Raw genomic sequence first — 19,558 nt, forward strand, 5'->3', positions numbered from 1 at the left:
CGCAGGCCCCTCGTATTGCCTCAAGCCGCGCGCGGGGAGGAGCCCGGTGACCGTCGAGCCATCAGGCACCGTCAGCATCACTGGTCGAGCGCCGGGCCGTCGGTTCCAACGGGCCACTGCCGGGGGCGTGCAGCACCCGCGGCAGTGGCCGCCACGCTGAGATGGATCAAGGTCACCGCTTCGAAGAAGTCGGCCGCGAGGATGCCCTGAGGGAAGGAACCGCGGGGAGTTCTGTCTCGTGTTCGCGCGCCGTCGCGGCCGGTGTGTGGTTCCGGAAGCTGATCGCGGTCACGGCCAGCGCTGCGACCAGGAACGCGGCGCCGATCGGGCCGAGCCAACCCGCGCCGGTAGAGGCAACGATGCTGGCTCCGATGATGCCGGAGGCGGAGACCGCGACGTAGACGGCCGACGAGTTGAGTCCGATCAGCACGGGCGCCGATGCCGGTGCGGTCGCGACCAGCCGGTGCTGCTGGGCGACCAGCAGTCCCCACCCGGCGACTCCCCAGACCACCAACGCCACGACCGCGGTCGGCAGGGTGGCTGATGTCCATCGCAGCGCGGCGAGGTCGGCAGTGACGATGACGAGCGCGCCGATGATGACGCGGCGATTGCCGAACCGGTCGGCCAGGTGTCCGGCGGCCAGGTTGCCGAGCGTGGCGGCCACGCCCCATACGAGCAGCAGGGCGGCGAGGGTGCGACCGTTGCCGCCGGTTGCGTGGGCGAAGACCAGCGCGATGTAGCTGTAGACGCTGAACAGCCCGGCGTACGCGAGCAGCGTGGTGGCGAGGGTGAGGGCTACGCGGCGGTCTCGGACCGGCGCCAGGCGCGACCGGAGATCCAGCGGAGGCGGGGTCGGCACCGGTGGTAGAAGAGCCGCCACCCCGATCAGGGTGATCAGCCCAAGCCCGGCCACGCCAAGCATGGTTGTCCGCCAGTTGGCTACAGCCGCGATGGCGGTACCCAGCGGCGCGCCGATTGCGGTGGCGGCGGAGAGACCCGCGAGCACCACAGCCATGGCGCGGCCACGCTGCTCCGGCGCCGCCAGCGCGGCAGCGACGCCACCGGACGTCGGCACGATCATGGCTCCGCCAAGCCCGGCGACCGCGCGTGCGACAAGCACTGGCACGTACCAGGGCAGCAGGGCCGAGGCGGCGGTGCCGGCAACGAAGACCGCGAGGCCGGTCAGCAACACCAGGCGGCGTGGCCAATGCGCGGTTGCACTGGCCATGACCGGGGAAAGCAGCGCGTACGCCAGCGCGTAGGAGGTGATCAGCTGACCGGCCGCTGAGGGGCTGACGTGCAGGGTCGTCGACACCTCAGGCAGCACGCCGGCGATGACGAAGCTGTCGGTGCCGGTCGCGAACGCGCCGAGCGCGAGGACGAGTAGTCGTCGATACATGGGTTTCCTTGTGATGTCGAGGGCATGATGCGATGACCGGAGGGCACGGCGTGGCGGCCCCGGGCGCGTCAGAGGCTGAGCCGGCGATGTCCGCCGGCTGCCGGTTCGTCTGGACTATCGGCGTGCGACGGCAGTCGGTGTGTCATGCCTTGGCCGTCAGCAGGCTGCCGAAGAGGACTGGAAGTACGCGCCGAAGGCGGCGCCGGACCTCTCGACTCGGGTGTAGCCAAGGGTCCCGCGCCACCAAGCGAGCGCATGTGCAGCGGCTCAACATCGTCATCTAGCGAAGCGACCTGAGGCCGGCGCGAACCTCTTCCGCGAACAGTTGCGGCTGTTCCCAGTCCGCGAAGTGTCCACCTTTGTCGCCCTTGTTGTAATAGATGAGATTCGGGTATGCCCGCTCCGTCCAACTCCGTGGGGTTTGAACGACCTCGTCAGGAAAGGCGCTCACCGCGACCGGGATGGCGACTTGCTTCGGTGCGAAGAAGGCATGTTTGTTCTCCCAATAAATACGCGCCGAAGAGACCGCGGTTTTGGTCAGCCAGTAGAGCGTGATGTTGTCGAGGAGGTCGTCTCGCGTGAGACCCTCGGTCTGGCCGTCGAAGACGCGTGCGATCAGCGCGTAACTGCGCGTGTCGTGGTCGATGAGCCAGGCGGCCAGGCCAACCGGCGAATCCTCCATTCCGTAGATCGTCTGCGGGCGATTCGCCATCTCCTGGGCGTAGCCCACGTCGTGCTTGTAGAAGAATGCCAACTGCTCGCAGGCGCGTCGTTCGTCGGCCGAGAGGTCGGACGGCAGCGGGTTGCCGGTCTGGATCGCCCTGTCGATTTCTGGCGGGACCGTGAAAGGCCAGGTGAGGTGAATGCCGAGCAATTCCGGAGGCGCCTGCGTACCCATGACATCTGCGACCATCGCCCCCCAATCGCCGCCTTGCGCCGCAAATTTCCTGTACCCCAGGCGCTTCATCAGGACGGTCCAGGCACGGGCGATGCGGTCAGGGTCCCAGCCGGTCGTGGTCGGTTTGCCGGAAAACCCGAAGCCCGGCAGCGACGGGATCACGAGGTGAAAAGCGTCCGAGGCCCTCCCGCCGTGTGCCGTGGGATTCGTCAGCGGATCAATGATCTTCAGCAGTTCAACGATCGAGCCGGGCCACCCGTGCGTGACGATGAGCGGCAACGCATCTTCATGTTCCGAACGAACGTGGATGAAATGGATGTCGAGCCCATCGATCTCCGTGATGAACTGCGGCAGAGCCTTCAGCCTCGCCTCGCACTTGCGCCAGTCGTACTGCGTCTCCCAGTGGCGCGCGAGCGCCTGGATCGTCGCCAGCTTTACGCCCTGCGACTGATCGTCGACGGACTCCTTCTCGGGCCAGCGCGTGGCCGCGATGCGCGCACGCAGCTCTTCGAGGTCCGCCTCGGCGGCCTCGAATGTGAACGGACGGATCGCGGTCGCGTCCGCCTGCGTTCCGGTCACGTCAGTCATTCGTCTCTCCTGTCTTGGGGGGTTGGCATCGGTGCGGTCCTGTCAGGTGTCGGTCTATGCGTAGAAGACGACCGGTCTACTAACAGATCAACTGTGGCTGCGCCGCCTTGGAGGTCTGGTCTTGGGCGATGAGCGGTGCCCTGTGGTCGATCCCGGCCTCGTACCGCTGCCGGGTCGGCTTGTAGAAATTCGCTCCCGTGCCGATTGCCTCACGGCCTTACCCGTCCGTGCCGGCGCCGCGGGCCAGGCCCGTGCCACCGGGGTCATCCCGGCCGGGACCGACGCCTCTAGGAGGGATCCGGGAGGAGAACCACTCGGGAGCGCAGGTTCATTTCCTCGAACCGAGCCAACTGATCCGGCTCGATCCGTGACGGTGGCATCTCGCCCGGCACGGCGGGTTGAGCCAGGTCGGCGATCACCGTCTCCGGACCCGCCGGGGTGAACATGAAGATCATTTTTGCGGTGTGCACACCCTTGTTGAGGAAACGGTGACGGGTCCCCCGGGGCACGTGGACAAAGTCACCCGGCTTCGCGGTGAAGGTGTGGTCCCCGTCGAGAAACTCAAGCTCTCCGGAGAGCATGTAGAACGTCTCCTCCTCGTGCGGGTGCATGTGCGGCCCCGGCCCGCCGCCGGGCGGGACCGACGCCTCGATGAAGCCGATCGTTCCATTCGTCTGCGCCGCCAACGCCTTGATCGTGTAGACGTCGTTGACCGCCCACCTGGTCGGACCCTGCCCGGCCGGCACATAAAGCGCACCCCGCCTGCGGTAGGCGAGATCGTCCGGGTCCACCTCAGGCAACACGAAACTCATGAGTTCTCACATCCATCCTGTACTGCCAGCGACGGCCACAGCCGCGACTGAATTAGGAGCATATGCTCCTACTTCTGGAACGACAAGGCAGACCCCGTCGACGCCCAGCGGCCACCTCCAAATGTGGGAGCAGATGCTCGTATCATGGTGGAGGAGCTCTGGAGGAGACTGTGGTCCGAACGCCGACGAACGTCCACCCGTGCAACAACCTGGCGTTACGCAAGGCGGCCCGGTACCTTGGCGCGACCTATGACAAGGCCCTGGCCCCGGTCGGTCTTCGCGGGACGCAGTTCAGCATCCTGCAGAAGCTCAGTGCTCACGGAGCAATGACGATCGGCAGCCTCGCTGACATGATCGCCATGGACCGTACGACGATGGCCGCCAACCTCAAGCCGCTCGCACGGGAGGGCCTGGTGACCGTCGAGCCATCGGCAGCCGACCGCCGCGCACGGATCGTTACACTCACGCCGGACGGCCGCTCCCGAATGAAGGCGGCGCTGCCCCTGTGGCGAGCCGTGCAGACCCGGTTCGAGGAGAAGTTCGGAGCCGACGAGGCGACCCAACTGCGCGCATCCCTCGAAGCCGTCCTCGACACCGGCTTCGAGCCCTGGGCCGAATAAGACACGACACCAGGGGTTGTACCTGCCGAGAACCGGCCGGTGCTGCCCACGCTCAGCGACGGTTGTTGCCAATCGCCCACAAATTCATCTCACCCGAGTGAACCGGTGTGTGAGATGACGACGGTTGCGCGTACAGCCGTAGACCCGCCCGATCATCGTGGACCCGGGCGCCCGTCCCGCCCATCCATGGTCAGAGCTCGCGCAAAGAGCCTGGCCTCGGCTGCGGGTTCGGGAGCATCTCTTGTTGCGTCGTGCTGCGATGATCGTCATCAGCGCGCTCATCCTGTCGGTGATTGTCTACGCTCGATCGGCTACCGCGGCCGCGCCGCCGGACAGCGAGTTCCAGAAGGTACCGCTGGACACCAACACGTCCAACCCGATGATGCTCGACATTGCCCCGGACGGCCGGGTGTTCTACGTCGACCGTCTCGGCGACGTGCGGGTCATCCACGCCGGCGGCGGCACCGTGCTTTCGGCGCATCTGGGCGTGTTCACCGACAACGAGAGCGGCCTGCTGAGCATCGCGCTCGACCCCGGCTTCGCCACAAATCATTGGCTGTACCTCTACTACTCCCCCAACGCCGCGAGTGTCGACCGGCTCAGCCGTTTCACGGTCACCGGCGACGCCGTCGACCTGGGTAGCGAGAAGGTCGTCCTCGACGTGCCCGTCCAGCGGACCGATTGCTGCCACCACGGCGCGGGCCTGGCCATCGACAAGACGAACGGCAACCTCTGGCTGTCCACAGGGGACAATACGAATCCGTTCGGCTCCGACGGGTACGCCCCGATCGACCAACGGCCCGGCCAAGCCAATTTCGACGCCGAGCGCACGGCCGGCAACACGAACAGCCTGTCGGGCAAGGTGTTGCGCATCCACCCGGAGGCCAACGGCACCTACACGATTCCGGCCGGCAATCTGTTCCCGCCCGGCACCGCGAAAACGCGCCCCGAGATCTACATGATGGGTGAGCGCAACCCCTTCCGGATGGCCCTCGACCCGAAAACAGGCTACGCCATGGTCGCCAACTACGGCCCCGACGCCGACGCCGCCAACCCGGCGCGCGGCCCCGAGAACACGGTCGAGTGGGACATCCTGAGCACTCCGCGCAATGGTGGCTGGCCGTTCTGCATCGGCGCCAACCAGCCCTATGTCGCATATGACTTTGCCAGTGGTACCTCAGGTGCCCCGTTCGACTGCGCCGGCGGCCCGACGAACTCCTCGCCGAACAACACCGGCCTGACGAAGCTCCCGCCCGCGACCCCGGCCACCGTCTATTACCACTACGCCGCCGACCCGGCGCACTTCCCGCAGCTGTCCGGCGGCGCGCCGATGGCCGGCCCGGTCTACCGCTACGACCCGAACCTCAGCTCCGACCGCAAATGGCCGCAGTACTTCGACGGCCGCGCGCTGTTCGCCGACTGGGGCGCGAGCAAGATGTACACCTTCGGGCTCACCGCCGACGGCAAGGGCGTGGCGTCGATCGACCCGCTGCTGAGCTCGATGAGCTTCCTCAAGCCGATGGACTTCAAGTTCGGCCCGGACGGCGCGCTGTACCTGATCGAGTGGGGCTCCGGCTTCGGCGGCGACAACACCGACTCCGGCATCTACCGCATCGACCACGTGGGCGGCGCCGCGTCTCCCGTCGCGCAGGCGTCCGCCGACCACACGAACGGCCACGCACCGCTGACCGTCGCCTTCTCCAGCGCCGGCTCATCCGGGACCGCTTACAGCTGGACGTTCGGCGACGGCGGTACCTCGACCGCACCGAACCCCAGCCACACCTACACCGCCAACGGCAACTACACGGCGGTGCTCACGGTCCGGGACGCCGCCAACCACACCAGCTCGGCGAGCGTCGCGATCACGGTCGGCAACACCGCCCCGACCGTCACCATCACCGCACCGCCCGACGGCGCGTTCTTCCAGTGGGGCGACCAGGTCAAGTACTCCGTGACCGTGACCGACCCGGAGGACACGAGCATCAACTGCGCGGACGTCCACCTGCAGGCGATCCTCGGCCACGACACGCACGGCCACCCCCTCGACGCGCACACGGGCTGCAGCGGCACGGTCACCACGACCTTGTCGAGCGGCCACTCGGAAGGCGACAACACCTTCTACGTCCTCGAGGCCTCCTACACGGACAAGGGCGGCGCCGGCGGCGCGGCCCCGCTCACCACGCGCAGCCAGGTGCTGCTGCAGCCGAAGCACAAGAACGCCGAGTTCTTCACCGCCACCGGCCGCACCGCGACCGGCAAGGGCAACGACGCCCCTGGCGTCACGGCCGAGCCCGCCACCAACGACATCGGCTTCATTCAGGACGGCGACTGGTGGAACGTCGCGCCCGCGTCGCTGGCCACTATCAGCCAGATCCGGCTGCGCGCGTCATCCGCGACCGCCGGCGGCATCGCGGAAATCCGCTGGAACTCCCCGACCGGCACGCTGCTGGGCTCGGCCGCCATTCCGGCCACGGGCGGCTGGCAGACCTACACCGACGTTCCTGTCACCCTGTCCAACCCTCCGGCGGGCAGCGGCAAGCTGTACTTCGTCGCGCGCAACCCGGCGAACGCGCCCGGCTACCTGTTCAACGTCCAGTGGATGGACTTCCTCAGCCCCGGCACCTCGGTGATCAGCCTGCGCGCCCACGCGAACAACCAAGTCGTCACCGCGGACAACGGCGGCACCAGCCCACTGATCGCCAACCGGTCCGCCGTCGGTACGTGGGAGCAGTTCGACGTCGTCGACCAGGGCGACGGCACCGTGGCCCTGCGCGCCCACGCCAACAACCAATACGTCACCGCCGAGAACGCCGGCAACAGCCCGCTCATCGCCAACCGCGGCGCCGTCGGAGCGTGGGAGAAGTTCCAGATCATCCACAACACCGACGGCAGCGTCTCGCTCAAGGCCGGCGCCAACGGCAACTACGTCACCGCCGAGAACGCCGGTGCGGCACCGCTGATCGCCAACCGCACCGCAATCGGTTCCTGGGAAAAGTTCGACCTGGTCACCCAGGTGATCAGCCTACGCGCCCACGCCAACAACGAGTTCGTCACCGCGGACAACGGCGGTAAGAGCCCACTGATCGCCAACCGGTCCGCGGTCGGTACGTGGGAGCAGTTCGACGTCGTCGACCTCGGCGACGGCACCGTGGCCCTGCGCGCCCACGCCAACAACCAGTACGTCACCGCCGAGAACGCCGGCAACAGCCCGCTCATCGCCAACCGCGGCGCCGTCGGAGCGTGGGAGAGGTTCCAGATCATCCACAACACCGACGGCAGCATCTCGCTCAAGGCCGGCGCCAACGGCAACTACGTCACCGCCGAGAACGGCGGCACGGCACCGCTGATCGCCAACCGCACCGCGATCGGTCCCTGGGAGGAGTTCGACAGCCTTCAGTGGTAGAAACTGACCAGGTTCAGATGCGGTACACCGGCCGGGCGTCGGGGTGCAGCCGCCGCAGGCCGTCGCGGGCAACCTCAGCGGCGCTGCCCGCCGGCCGAGCCAGATCCCACTCCAGGTACACCTTGTCGCCGTTGTAGCAGCCGAAGCTGCTGGAGATGCACAACAGCGGCTCATGCTCGACCAGGTGCCCCTCCCGCACGATGTCATGGCCGAAGACGGCCACCTTGCACCCATGGTGCAGGGCACGGAGAAACGCAAAACCGCGCTCCGCGGGGGTGGTACGAGCCCACAGCAGCGCCCCGAGTGGTCCGGTCGATGCCATGTCGGCCAGGGGCACCGATTCGTATCCGGTCAGCGCCAGGTCGTCAAGGTCACCGGGGCCGGCGATCTGCGCGTGCGGCGCGGCGTGGGTAAAGGCGATGCCCGCGGCCGGCGCGACGGCCGCGAGCGGCCAACCCGCCAGCCACCGCCGGAGCGGGGTGAAACCGTCCGAGGCGTACTGCCGCTCCAGGTGGGCCGCCTCGTCGGCATGGAACTTGGCCAGTCGTGGGCCGCCCAGGTGGGCGTGCTCATGGTTGCCCAGCAGGAAATGGACCTGTTGCGGGTAGGCCGCCTGGAGCTGCTGAGCCTCGGCGAGCAGCCGCGGCGTCTGGTCGAGATAGAAGTCGCCGAGATGCTCGGGCCACGCCTGCGGGGCGATGGCCGGACCGTGCACAAGGTCGCCACAGAACAGCAGGTGCGGCCGCGGACCCTGAGTGTCCATGATGGACCTGAACCGGGCCACGATCGCATGGAAGTCCGCGACGTTGCCGTGCAGGTCGGTGACTGCGAGCAGGCTGCCCGTCGACGGCAAGGTCACCACGCGTGACATCAGCCCACCATGGCAGACCGGACGCCCGTAGTCCACCGTGGCCCGGTACGTACCTCAGTACGTGATGGTCAGGCAGGCCACCCGGGCACCGGCGACGCCCGCCTGGCCGGGCGCGGTCATGGTCTCGTCCGCGTGGATCACCAACGAGTACGGCCGGTGCTGCGGGGACAGCGCCCACGGCTGGTCGGCGCTGGCCTTGGCGTTGCCCTCGGCATCGGTGGTGAAGTCCAGCCACACCTCGTTCTGCGGGTTGGCATACGTCGGGTTGTTGGACGGCGAGGAGGTTGCCGTCGGTTCCGGGTGGTGCTGGAAGTGACCGCCGGCGGCCTTCGGGTCCTTGCCGCACGGGTTGACGTGCAAATGCGCGCCGTAGGCGCGGTTCGGTTTGAACCCGGTCACCGCGAGCGTGACCTTGGTGTGGTCGCCGGCGCTGTGCAGGGTGAGCTCCGCGGCGGCGGACGCGGTCGCCGCGGAGGTGTCGTACAGGAATGCGGTGGTTCCTGGCTGTGGCGTGGCTGCGGGGTGGAACGTTCCCTTCGCCGTCACCGTGCCCGGCTCGGCGCTCGACGGCCCGGGCAGCGCCGACGCCGTCCCCAATGGCCGCTTCGGCGATGCGTCCGCGCCCTGGCAGCCGCCGGCGAAGAGCGCCGGGCCGAGCAGGACCAGCGCTGCGGAAATTCCACGTTTCATCGATACTCCCCTCGTTGTCGGATGGGCACCGGGATCGGCGTGGGGGCTGACGACCAGGACCGGTACGTTCCCCCAGCCTGGCCGTCACGGGTACGGCCGGATACCGGGCCACCTCGCCGATCACCCGAGGTGTCACCACCTGGAGCGTCGCGGGGAGGTTCTCGAGGCTAACGATCTTGGTGCACCGGCATCGCGTACGGTAGGCGTAGGCTGACCTTATGGCGAAGGTTGTGCTGCGTGTCCGGCTGATCACCGGCGACAGCCTGGACGTCGCATACGAGGACACCAACGCCTCCGACGTCGACGCGGTGGCTGAGCACGCGATCACCGCCCTCGCCGCTGACTCTGGCATGATCCGTGCCCGCCACGGCGACCGGTTGCTGGTCCTGTACGGACGCGGCGTGGCGGCCCTGGAACTGGCACCTCGCGGCGCAGTCCTGTAGCCCGGCGTCGTCGAGCCACCCCGCCGGCAGACAGCGGTCCGGCAGTCGTGCGGACGAACGACGTAGCCATTCCCTGGGGTTCAACGCCGCCGATCAGCACGGGTCCTGCGCGGCGAGTGCGGGGCTATTGGCGCAGCTCCAGCACGTTGATCTGGGTCAGTTGGGCGTCCGCGAAGGCGTCCACGAGCGGCAGCTGGTAGGTGGCGACGGTCTGCATGCGGTCGCAGGGCAAATGTTCCCGGCCGGGATCACCGACGAGCACCTGGGCGCCGCGCGCCGCAGCGCGTTCCAGGAAGGCCAGCACGCGCTGCGCCATGGGCCCGGTGTAGAAGATGTCACCGGCCAGGACCGTGTCGGCGTCACCGCCGTCCCCGTCGAGCAGGTCCGCGAAACATTCGGCGACGCGCACGGCGTTGACGTTCGCATTGAGTGTGATCGCGGCGACCGCGTACGGGTCTACGTCATTGGCCGTCACCGCGGCCGCGCCGGCCTTTCCGGCCGCGATGCCGACCAACCCCGAACCGGCAGCCAGGTCCAGGACCCGCCGGCCCGCCACGGCCGCCGGATGGTCCAGGACATATCGGGCGATCGCCTTGCCCCCGGCCCACGCGGAAGACCAGAACGGCGGCGGTAGCTTCACACCGGCCTGCGCTTCCATCCTGGCCCACCACACGATCGCGTCCTCAGCCAGATAGAGCCACACCTCGGGTACCAGGGGCACCTCGACGAGCCGGAGCCGGTCCAGGCCGGCGCCTGGCGTCGTCACCTCATGGCGCAGCTCGGCCAGCGCCTGCCCAACCCGACTCATCATCGATCAAGCATGACGGATGAACGCGACGAATCCCGGTCATCTGCCCATTGTTGACCAACGACCTCACCCAGCGGCCGGACCGCGGTTTCTGTCGTTGCCAATTGGGTAGGGGCTACCCGCACCAACGTTGGGTAGGGCCTACCCACTGTCCAGGAGGAACGCGTGGCAAGCGGTACCGTGAAATGGTTCAACTCGGAAAAGGGCTTCGGCTTCATCGAGCAGGACAACGGAGGCCCTGACGTCTTCGTGCACTACTCGGCCATCGCGAGCGGTGGCTACCGTGAGCTCAACGAGGGTCAGAAGGTCGAGTTCGATGTGACACAGGGCCAGAAGGGCCCCCAAGCGGAGAACGTTCGAGCCGTTTGACCCCCCTCGGCAAGCGCCGGAGTCCGCCGAGCCGCACAGGCACTGTTGCGTCGAGCCATGAGTCGCGGTGGACCGCGACGCTTCTTGGGCCTCGTCTGGGTCGATTGCGGCCCGGTACCCGGTGTGCCGCGTCGAGCCCGACCGGGACGCCGGACATGCCCAACAGTCGGTGCGCCGTCTGGACGGCTTCGTCTTCGGTCTGCGCGCAGCAGGCTTGAGGCCGCCTTGCCGGCCTGTCACCGCCGCCTGAAGCGCAGGTCCTGCTGCGGCGAAACCGCGATGTTGCCGTCGCCGATCCGGCCGGCGAGATCGAGCGCTTTCGGTCCGAACGCCGGGACATGCGCTATCGGCGGCGCGGCGACGTGTGTGGAAGCTGCTTCTCTACCTACGCGATGACGCTGCCGGCCAAGCCGCACACCGCCATGAGCCGGACCGTTACACCGTCCGCGTCGACCCAGCCCGCCAGATCGTGCTGCGGCGCCTGCCATCCGCGGTCGGTCGCCCCGTCCTGGAGTCCGTCGGCGTAGCTGGCCAACGCCGCGAGCGTCGGCCGACGGCCGCAGACGCCGAGCAGGTCCCGCACCTCGGCTGCGTGCTGGTCGACCTGCGCCGACAGGCTGGGAATCGCAGCTGCTGCCGCGAGGCCGGCGGCGCCGATCCGTCGGTGGAGACGATCAAGCAGCATCTGCGCGGTCATGCGGTCGGCGCCCAGGTTCGAGGCGGGGATGTTCATGAAGTACGACCATAGAGCGGCCGTACCGGGGCGAAAAGGCCGCAACCACTCCTTTACCGGCATCATGGCCGTTCGGCTGCCGACCGACTGCCCGAACGGGCGAGTCCGGGAGATCCGCCGGACCCGGCAACCCGGTATGCCGGGTTGCCGCTCAACCTGGACGGCGGTGGCACGGCCCGGGAGGGCCGCAACCACCGCTGCGGTCGAGCGCCCGCGCTACCGGGTCGTAGGGGGCCGTTGACCGGTCTGCGGAGGCATGGCCCGTGTGTCGTCGTCCGCCGCGGACGGTGCCGACGGCGGGCGGGCACGCTGGCCGACGGACTGGTCGCGGTACGCCGAAGAGGCTTGCTGGCCTGCGGCGGCCGGCGCGGCTGCGGGCTGCTGCTTTTCTGCCATCAGCCGCTCCGCGTCGCTCTGGCCGGCCGCGTACGCCTTCGGGATTTCGGAGCGGCGGGCCGATTCTGTCTCCGCCCGGTCCAGCCACCTGTCCCAGCGCGCCTGCATCGGCTTCACCAGCCCACCGCCGACGCCGACGATCAAGATGCCGCCGACAGTGGCGAGAACCGCGATCAGCACCGGGGTCGTGACAGTGGTCGCCACCCCGATCTGGTTGAGCGCGGCGATGACGCCGATACCGAGGATGAACACGAAGGCGATGTTCGCCACCGCGCGACCGTAGGAGAGTCCCCCCAACGCTGTAGACACGATGTCTCTCACCGCGGAGGCGATCGCCGCGGCGACCACGACGATCAGGATCGCGACAAAGAGCCGCGGCAACCAGGCGATCACAGCCGTGATGAGCGTGGAAACCGCATTCGGGCCCCAGATGTCGAACGCTATCCGCAGGGTGATCAGCAGCACCGCGTAGAAGACGAGCTGAGCGACGATGCCGGAGGCGTCGTAGCGGGACCGCGCAAGCGCTGTCTTGAGACCGCCGCGCTCCACGAGCCGGTCGAAGCCGATGCGATCCAGCAACTTGTCGACCGCCGCGCGCAGCAGGCGAGCCACCAGGTACCCGACGATCAGGACGACAATGAACGCGATCGCCCGCGGAAGGAAGGCAGCCGCGGACCGAAGCATGTTGCTGAGCGGGCTGCTGATGTCCACGCTCCGCACGGCGAGGTATTCGGACACCATGACTCCTCACTCCTCGTTTGTGGCCGGGAACTGAACTGACCCATGTACCCGATCAAGCACCCGAAAACCACAAATCACCACACCAGCCCGTCACCCGAAGCACCCGGACCCGCACCACATGATGTGTCGTGGTGATCGCCGAGGGTCGGCGATCGTGGTTCGCGGGCCGTGTCGCCCTCGGCGGAGTGCCAGCGGCCTCGCTCGCCCTATCAATGCCAGGAAAGTGCTGAGCCGGATCGGCTTGCCGCTCCAGGTCGCCGGCGGCATCAGCTAGGTCCATTCTCAAATGTGGCTGAGGCTGGTCGCGCTCGCTCCTGGACCTGATTACCGTGTGGCGGCCCGAATGCCTGCGACGAGCGCGGCAACCAGTAGCCCGATCACGAGCACGAGCAGTACAACAGGAAGCAGCAATAGCGTCAGTACCAAGATCAACACCACCGCAAGTTTCACCTCGGGGCTAATCCCCGACCAAGCACCCTTGATCGCAGCCCCGACAGGGTTCTTTCCCTGCAGCTTGGCTTTCAGCCCCTCGACGACCGCTTGCGTGGCGGGCCCTCGGCTCGCCACAAAATCATTCAGATCGTCAACCCAGTGCTCCACCGTCCGCGACGCCTTCGCAGTGGCGTACCGCAGAGCCGCTTCTCGCAGGTCACTCAGCGCAGGTGCGAGGCTCGTCGCCACGGGGGCGCTCCTGGTCGCGCCGCTGGCGGTGCTCGATGCTGTCATGTCGTGGTCTCCTCAGCAAGAATACCTCCACGGCGCAGGCGGACGCTGAAAAATGGTTCTGGCACGAGTTTGGTGATCAGTAGTGGTCGATCAAAGTTGCTTGGATCTCCGGATCGGAGCCGGACGCGGCTCATTGACCTACCACGCCGTCCCACGGCCGCCGTCCGGCAGACGGCCGCTCGAGACTCTTGCCGCGCCGAGCGGTGGGACGACACCGACTGGACCCAGATCGTCGTGCTCTACGACATCCTCCTGCACCTGGCCCCGTCGCCGGTGACCCGCCTGCACCGCGCAAGGTCTTCCAGATCACCGGGACGGCCTGGTCCGATGACCGGCTCGCCAAGGTCGTGGTGGGGCCGCGCGGCCAGCTCATCGAGCTGGAGATCGACCCGCGGGTCTACCGCACGCCTAACTCCAAGGCGCGGCTGCGAACATCCTCGCCACCGTGCGCCGCACGGTCGACGACGCGATGCGCCGGACCGCCGAGGTGCTCGACGAGGGCATGCCCAGCGACCTGCGGCTGGGTAAGATCGGGTCGATCGACGTACGCCGCATGGTCGCCAGCCACGGCGGGGACCTGTCGCGGCAGGACGACGAGGACGAGAGACGCCATGGCCTGGCCCGAGGAGCCCCGCGACCCCGCGTCGCACCTGCTGACCGGGCGCGTCGTCCAGCGCCAGCCCGACGGCACCGTCGTCATGGCCGCGATCACCCTGACCGACGCCGGCCGGACGCTCACCGAGGCGGTGGCCAAGGCGCGCCCGGTCGACAGCCGCATCGAGTCCGACGCGGACCCGCTCGCCGACCTGCCGTCCGACACGCTGTCCCTCTCGCGGGATCAGGCAACGGCCATCGCGACCATGTTCCGCGACTTCGCGCAGCGGGTGCTGCCCGGCACCGCGGTCGGGGCGCTGCGCACGGACGATGCCCTCAGCGCCGTCGCCAAGGAGTGCGCCTCGCGGATGCGTCAGCGCACCATGCAGTTCCGGTTCGCCGACCCCGACGTCGCCGCTGACCCACCACGGCATTTCCTTACCAAGGCGCGGTATATCCCGTCCGGCGGCGGCCGGCATGAGACGCTCCCGCTGGAGCTCGACGCCCCCGTGGCGCAGTGGCGCGCCGAGATCGCCGCAGGCCGCGGCCACGAACCCAACGTGACGTACTTCTACCCCGACGTCATCTCGCTGTCGCTCGCCCGCGTGCAGGTGATCGCCGAGCTGCTGCACGAGTACGCGGCCCGCATGCGCCCGAGTCGCGAGGTAGGGCCGGTCCAGTCGAGCGGCGCGCTGAGCCGGTTGCTCGACGAGCTCGCCACCGACCTGCGTACCCGCGATGCGTGACCCGCGCGGGGCGTGCCGAGCTGGCCGCGAATGGGTCGGATCGCAGCCGATCGATCTTGGCCGTTACCTGTCGCGAATGCGAGGGTGGGGACCTATGCCGCCCGGAGTAAGGCCGGGCAGGGAGACGTCGGCGGCATTCCGACGACGCGGCGGAGTATCGGGACCGGACGAGGTGTCGCTCATGGCCGCCGTGGGCGACCCGACGCGGTCCGCCGGTCGGCCGGATGACCGCCACGTCGTGCTGAGCTGGGCGAAGCATGAGACCTGTTCAGGGCATGAGCGGCGACGCTAGGTTGAGGTCTCGAGGGAGGATACGTGCACGACAGCGGTGAGTGCCGGTTTGTGCAGCGCCATGCCGATCGGCGGGAGATCTTCGCGATAGTGACCGGTGGGCCGGCGCCCGGCGGGCACGGGCCGCTGCCGTTGGGACACGTCATCAGGCGGCGCTTCGCCGAGGCGCGCCTCGGGCGGTTCGTCCCGCGCGGTGATCCGGCGTTGGCCGCCGACCTGGCGGCGCGGGCGGGGGAGTTCCACGACCTTGACGACTTCTACGCGTGCTATGGGTACCCGCGGGAGGTGCTCGACTGGGTGGCGCGCATCCCGCGGCAGGAGCGCGACGGATCGGGCTACTACGAGCAACGGGGGTACCTCTCGGACGAGGCGGCGTCGATGCTCGGGGTCGACCTCGCCGTGCTCCATGCCTCGGCGTGGAAGGAGGCCGTGGAGCCGGGCCGCCTGGACCCTGCCGGCGACACGCTGTACTACACCAACTTCGCCGTCGACATGAACTGGGCGGTCACCGCGCAGAGCGGGCCGACGTGGATCGATGTGTCGTCGTACCGGTTCAAGGCGTGGCTGTCGTTCCTGCCCGGGCCCGGCGACCGCCGGCCGTAGGCGGGCGCTGGATCCCCATGCGCGGTCGGCGACATATCGGATTCTTCGGCCGAGCCTTCTCGCGATGAGACTGCGCGGGGTCGCTCGGTCAGGCGGAGACGCCTCGACACCAAGCAGGGCTCCCGGAGAACTGTTCGAACTCGCCTGTACCACCATGCGGTGCTCGGGTGCGGGGTGGCGCCCAGGATGTGGATTCGGCGGCTGGCGTGCTCGATCACCGCGAACACGTACATCCGCGCTCCGCGCCGACGTCACGAGGGCACGCAGTTGCGGGGACGGGTCACGCGCCGGGCCGGCGCGGCGCTCAGCGCAGGGGGAAGGCCGCGTCGAACGGGCCGGGGTCGATGACGGGGGGCTCATCGGGGGCGCCGCCGAACATTCCCATCGGCGGTGTCGTCCACACCAGGTCGGGTATGTGCACGCGCAGGGCGGCGGCGGCCGGGTGAAGCGGGGTGTCGCACGTCAGACGCACCTCGGCGCGGGTCAGGCTCAGCTGGCCGGCCACGGTGCGCATCGGGTAGCGGTTGCCGCGGTCGTCGAGGACGTGCAACTGCGAGGCGTCGAGCCAGCTCTGCCGCATCCGTTGCCCGTCGTCGTCCGGCGGCAGCGGCACGAACATCGACAGGGCGAAGCCCTCCTCGCTGGCGTCGAGGAACAGCCACGTGACCGACACCGCTGACTCCCCCGGCGCCGAAACCTTCCGGCCGATCGGGATCACGCGTTGCGGGCCGGGCGCCGGCGACGGCAGCGCGCCGTCGAGCAGTACCTCGAACGGAACGCTCCGGTCCGCACCGGCCAGGTCGGTGAAGCGCAGCTGCACCCGCAGGCTTCGCGCGTCCGTGGCGATCCCCGGGGCGGCAACGGCGTGCAGGTCCGTGGTCCAGGCGCCGTCCGGCGTCCAGCTCGCGTCGCCGCCTGCGCCGTAGTCGAAGTAGACACGGCCGCCGTCGTCGACGACGGTGACGTGCGGGTCCGGGCAGTCGTAGTCCCGATCCGACGGGAACCCGCAGTCGGCACACTCGGCCGGATGGTCGATCCGCGCCCGGACCTCCAGCCCGTCGCTGTACAGCGCGAGCGACAACAGCCGGACGTCGTGGCACCCGGCGGGCCAGGCCTCGTTGGGAGCGATAGCGCGGCGAAGCTGCCGCAGCTCAGGTGCCGGCGGCGGGAGGTCGTCGTCCGGTCCGGGCGCCACGATCGTCGCGGTCGCAGTCGCCACGAACGCGGTAGGGGCGAACGTATCGGGCGACCAACCCTCCGCGCACGGATGGCACAGCCGGTCGCCGGTGACCGGGTCGCCGAGCAGTGACTCCGCCTCGGCGAGGGTGCGGCCGCACAGCATGCACGCCACCTCGGACAGGTCCACGCTGCCCTCCCCCGTACTCGGCACCGGCATCGTAGGGCCCCGCCAGATCCAGGGCAACGGCTCGGCAGGACCGCCGCCCTGGCACAAGCCCCTGGCCAGGGGCAAGCAGCGTGACACGGGACCATCCCCGCGTGCGCGGGGAGCAGGCAGAAGTACTGCCGTGACGCCGACGTCATGTCACCGCAACCCGTCACCGTACCGGCGGACCTGACCGCCGCCGACTTCGTCGACACCTACCTGTGGGGGGCGAGGCATTCGACGTTTCCGCTCGTCGACGGCGCCCGGAGTGGTGCACCCCGATGCAGCAGTTCATCCAGAAGTTCCTGCTCAACACCGGCAACGCCGCCGGGCCAACCAGCAGTGGACCTTGCAGTAATTCCCGGCAGTAATCCGCAGGGGCGCCGCCAGCCTGACCCGCCGACGGCGCCCCCACCAGCGAGTCCGTGGACTGCCGGCCGGCGCTGACAGTCCCGGGTGACCCGGCCGGTCAGGGTGACCCGCTGGTCACGGACATCGGCCTTGACGGCGTTCGCCGGCACGTCGACGGTCCACGCGAGAGCCTCGCCGACCGCATAGGCGGGGGTCTGGTCGTTGATCTCCGTGGGCAGCAGGGCCCGTTGGTCCCGCAGTCGGCTCGGCCAGCCGTTTCCGTCACGCCCCCGCGGCCTCGCCGGTGGGCGGGATGACTGCGGTCGTCGCCGGATCTTGGCCGCCGCTGTCCAATCGGAACGGAGGGTAGGCGTCGGTCATCAACGAGGTGTACGCGGCAACCCGTAGAACCCACCGGTTCAGGCCCAGGATCAAGTCGTACAGACCCTGGGGGTACCGGCCGGTGACGGCCAGGACGACCGCGGCGATCAGCACCAGCAGACCGATCAGACCGCCACCGGTCCAGCTGTAGTTGTCGGTATCGGAGTTGACGGCGAACCATGCGCCTCCGCCGGCCAGGACGCCGACGATCAGCAGATGCGGCAGGGCCAGCAGCCACCACTTCACCAGCACCAGTCCACGCGACAGTTGTTCCGGGTAGGACACCTCCAGGTGCGCCGGGTAGTCGGGGACCTCGGCCGGCGTGAACGGCGGGTACTGGTCGGTGCCCAAGGCGCTGTAGGCGTAGTAGTTGACCCGCCAGGTCCAGCGCATCACACCCACGTTGAAGTCGAACAGCGGCCGGGGGTACCGGCCGGTGAACAGGATCGCGAAGAACGCGATCACGGACACCACGCAGAATGCAATCCACAGCGGGATGAGCACGATGAAGTGCGGAACGGCGAGCACCCACTTCACCAGCCACAGCCAGCGGGACAGGTGCGAGTCCAGGCGCGCGTCCACGCGCACCGGATAGGCGGTCGTAACGGTCATGATCGTCGGGCCTCCAACGGATCGGTTGCCGCACTGCTCCGCCGGGCGCGGAAGCGTCCGACCGGATCAAACTGCTGGCCCGTCCGGCGTCCGGACGACGGGGCATCAGGCCCAGGTGCGGGCCGGGTTCCAGTGCCATCGGTCGGCGCGCAACGCGGCGGCGCCACGTGACTACCAAAGTCTGGTGCAGCGCACCCACAGGGGCGCCGGCCGGTCAGGCCACCGACGAACCGATCCATCGCTGACTGTACTCGCTGTCGATGTGAATCGTTCGGCAGCCGGCGGCCATGGTCTTCGCCAGCACCCCGCCCGCGGACCGTCCGGCTGTCGTCGTGGCCAAACGGGACTCAGCTGGTTCCTGACGGCCGGAGCAGAGCGGACAGCTCGGCCGCGATGTGCTCGTCGTAAGCGGATGGCTGCCCCGCCGGTCGGCCCGGCGATCGGAGCTGCTCGGCGATCCGCCGGTCCGCGATGGCCATCAGCCACACCCGCGCGCCGTACCGCGGCCTCATGGGAGCGACTCTCCAGACCTCGACGGACACCGCGCGAGTGACCTCCACGGCGGCGCCGGGTCATCGACCGTCAAATAAATTCCAATGCGCATCCGCCGACCCGCTGCGGGCTGGCCACCTTCAACGCCGCGCTGGCCGCGCAGCTGGGCGTCACCGGCCGGTCGTGCGGGATCGTGCTGGTCGCCACCGCCGGCGACGACCAGCGCCCCGGCCCGGGCGTGGTGCACACCTGGCCGGCGGGCAGCGTCGCCGGATGGCTCGCGGCGGCGGAGGCGCTCAACGCCTTCGACGTTGCTGTCGTGCATCACGAGTTCGGCATCTATCCCGGGCCTGACGGTGGCGACGTCCTGCCGTTGGCTGTAACCGCAGCCGCACGCCGGCCGGACCGATCGCGCCCATCTGCGGATCAGCGTAGGGTTGGGCCGGGGACCCGGTCGCCTGTCCCCGCGCCGACAGGCCTCGGCGCCGCGTGCCTCCACCGCCGTCTGGACCCCGCGGTCATCTCAGTGATGCCCGGCGCTTCAACGGAAGCGTCACCGCTGCCGGTTTTTCGCGGCTGGCCCGTGAGGGGCATGAAGCATGCTCAC

At 68.8% G+C, this 19,558-nt stretch carries 20 protein-coding genes; 6 read left to right on the forward strand and 14 right to left on the reverse strand.

Going from position 1 to position 19,558, the window contains the following annotated elements; translation table 11 throughout:
• Positions 1-172: 172 nt before the first annotated feature.
• The 3 genes from AB0B76_RS26415 to AB0B76_RS26425 all read right to left on the reverse strand — a co-directional run bounded on the left by AB0B76_RS26415 (position 173) and on the right by AB0B76_RS26425 (position 3,697).
• Complete coding sequence (locus AB0B76_RS26415; protein ID WP_360380217.1) at positions 173-1,399, reverse strand: MFS transporter; 1,227 nt, start codon at positions 1,397-1,399, stop codon at positions 173-175.
• 280 nt (positions 1,400-1,679) lie between these two features.
• Complete coding sequence (locus AB0B76_RS26420) at positions 1,680-2,885, reverse strand: epoxide hydrolase (protein ID WP_360380220.1); 1,206 nt, start codon at positions 2,883-2,885, stop codon at positions 1,680-1,682.
• A 287-nt stretch (positions 2,886-3,172) separates the two neighbouring features.
• The gene (locus AB0B76_RS26425; RefSeq protein WP_360380222.1) at positions 3,173-3,697 is read right to left on the reverse strand and encodes a cupin domain-containing protein; all 525 of its coding nucleotides are present in this window, start codon (positions 3,695-3,697) and stop codon (positions 3,173-3,175) included.
• 170 nt (positions 3,698-3,867) lie between these two features.
• Here AB0B76_RS26425 and AB0B76_RS26430 point away from each other — a divergent pair, with 170 nt between their 5' ends.
• Both AB0B76_RS26430 and AB0B76_RS26435 read left to right on the forward strand, forming a co-directional pair.
• Entirely contained in the window at positions 3,868-4,317 is a 450-nt protein-coding gene (locus AB0B76_RS26430) for a MarR family winged helix-turn-helix transcriptional regulator (RefSeq protein WP_360380225.1), read from the forward strand.
• Positions 4,318-4,576: 259 nt separating this feature from the next.
• On the forward strand, positions 4,577-7,720 hold the full coding sequence (locus AB0B76_RS26435) for a PQQ-dependent sugar dehydrogenase (RefSeq protein WP_360380228.1): 3,144 nt from the start codon (positions 4,577-4,579) through the stop codon (positions 7,718-7,720).
• Positions 7,721-7,733: 13 nt separating this feature from the next.
• Here the strand turns inward: AB0B76_RS26435 and AB0B76_RS26440 are convergent, their stop codons facing one another.
• Positions 7,734-8,627 (reverse strand): metallophosphoesterase, encoded by an 894-nt coding sequence (locus AB0B76_RS26440; RefSeq protein ID WP_360380231.1) that lies wholly within the window; start codon positions 8,625-8,627, stop codon positions 7,734-7,736.
• An 18-nt stretch (positions 8,628-8,645) separates the two neighbouring features.
• Positions 8,646-9,281, reverse strand: a complete 636-nt coding sequence (locus tag AB0B76_RS26445) for a superoxide dismutase family protein (protein ID WP_360380234.1) — start codon at positions 9,279-9,281, stop codon at positions 8,646-8,648.
• Between the two features lie 218 nt (positions 9,282-9,499).
• Between AB0B76_RS26445 and AB0B76_RS26450 the strand changes: the two genes are divergently transcribed.
• Entirely contained in the window at positions 9,500-9,724 is a 225-nt protein-coding gene (locus AB0B76_RS26450; RefSeq protein WP_360380237.1) for a hypothetical protein, read from the forward strand.
• A gap of 124 nt (positions 9,725-9,848) precedes the next feature.
• Here the strand turns inward: AB0B76_RS26450 and AB0B76_RS26455 are convergent, their stop codons facing one another.
• On the reverse strand, positions 9,849-10,532 hold the full coding sequence (locus AB0B76_RS26455; protein ID WP_360380542.1) for a 50S ribosomal protein L11 methyltransferase: 684 nt from the start codon (positions 10,530-10,532) through the stop codon (positions 9,849-9,851).
• Between the two features lie 165 nt (positions 10,533-10,697).
• Here AB0B76_RS26455 and AB0B76_RS26460 point away from each other — a divergent pair, with 165 nt between their 5' ends.
• Complete coding sequence (locus tag AB0B76_RS26460) at positions 10,698-10,901, forward strand: cold-shock protein (RefSeq protein ID WP_360380239.1); 204 nt, start codon at positions 10,698-10,700, stop codon at positions 10,899-10,901.
• 385 nt (positions 10,902-11,286) lie between these two features.
• Here the strand turns inward: AB0B76_RS26460 and AB0B76_RS26465 are convergent, their stop codons facing one another.
• The 3 genes from AB0B76_RS26465 to AB0B76_RS26475 form a co-directional block, all read right to left on the reverse strand.
• Positions 11,287-11,634 carry a DUF6401 family natural product biosynthesis protein gene (locus AB0B76_RS26465; protein WP_360380241.1) on the reverse strand — a complete coding sequence of 116 codons (348 nt, stop codon included), beginning with the start codon at positions 11,632-11,634 and terminating at the stop codon, positions 11,287-11,289.
• Positions 11,635-11,850: 216 nt separating this feature from the next.
• Complete coding sequence (locus AB0B76_RS26470; RefSeq protein WP_360380545.1) at positions 11,851-12,768, reverse strand: hypothetical protein; 918 nt, start codon at positions 12,766-12,768, stop codon at positions 11,851-11,853.
• 327 nt (positions 12,769-13,095) lie between these two features.
• The gene (locus AB0B76_RS26475; RefSeq protein ID WP_360380244.1) at positions 13,096-13,452 is read right to left on the reverse strand and encodes a hypothetical protein; all 357 of its coding nucleotides are present in this window, start codon (positions 13,450-13,452) and stop codon (positions 13,096-13,098) included.
• A gap of 656 nt (positions 13,453-14,108) precedes the next feature.
• On the opposite strand from AB0B76_RS26475, the gene AB0B76_RS26480 reads away from it, so the two are divergent.
• Both AB0B76_RS26480 and AB0B76_RS26485 read left to right on the forward strand, forming a co-directional pair.
• Positions 14,109-14,837, forward strand: coding sequence for a hypothetical protein (locus AB0B76_RS26480; RefSeq protein ID WP_360380246.1), 729 nt, complete (start codon positions 14,109-14,111; stop codon positions 14,835-14,837).
• Positions 14,838-15,152: 315 nt separating this feature from the next.
• Positions 15,153-15,731 (forward strand): hypothetical protein, encoded by a 579-nt coding sequence (locus AB0B76_RS26485; RefSeq protein ID WP_360380248.1) that lies wholly within the window; start codon positions 15,153-15,155, stop codon positions 15,729-15,731.
• 304 nt (positions 15,732-16,035) lie between these two features.
• Here AB0B76_RS26485 and AB0B76_RS26490 read toward each other — a convergent pair whose 3' ends face one another.
• The 5 genes from AB0B76_RS26490 to AB0B76_RS26510 all read right to left on the reverse strand — a co-directional run bounded on the left by AB0B76_RS26490 (position 16,036) and on the right by AB0B76_RS26510 (position 19,251).
• Positions 16,036-17,121 carry a hypothetical protein gene (locus AB0B76_RS26490; RefSeq protein WP_360380251.1) on the reverse strand — a complete coding sequence of 362 codons (1,086 nt, stop codon included), beginning with the start codon at positions 17,119-17,121 and terminating at the stop codon, positions 16,036-16,038.
• 209 nt (positions 17,122-17,330) lie between these two features.
• Positions 17,331-17,801, reverse strand: coding sequence for a BON domain-containing protein (locus tag AB0B76_RS26495; RefSeq protein WP_360380548.1), 471 nt, complete (start codon positions 17,799-17,801; stop codon positions 17,331-17,333).
• The gene (locus tag AB0B76_RS26500) at positions 17,749-18,459 is read right to left on the reverse strand and encodes a DUF4389 domain-containing protein (protein WP_360380253.1); all 711 of its coding nucleotides are present in this window, start codon (positions 18,457-18,459) and stop codon (positions 17,749-17,751) included. The genes AB0B76_RS26495 and AB0B76_RS26500 overlap by 53 nt, the downstream gene beginning before the upstream one ends.
• Positions 18,460-18,806: 347 nt before the next feature.
• Positions 18,807-18,971, reverse strand: coding sequence for a hypothetical protein (locus AB0B76_RS26505; protein WP_360380256.1), 165 nt, complete (start codon positions 18,969-18,971; stop codon positions 18,807-18,809).
• Between the two features lie 70 nt (positions 18,972-19,041).
• Positions 19,042-19,251: a hypothetical protein gene (locus tag AB0B76_RS26510; protein ID WP_360380259.1), complete on the reverse strand. Its 210-nt coding sequence runs from the start codon at positions 19,249-19,251 to the stop codon at positions 19,042-19,044.
• Between the last annotated feature and the right edge of the window lie 307 nt (positions 19,252-19,558).

Source organism: Dactylosporangium sp. NPDC049140 (assembly GCF_040648435.1).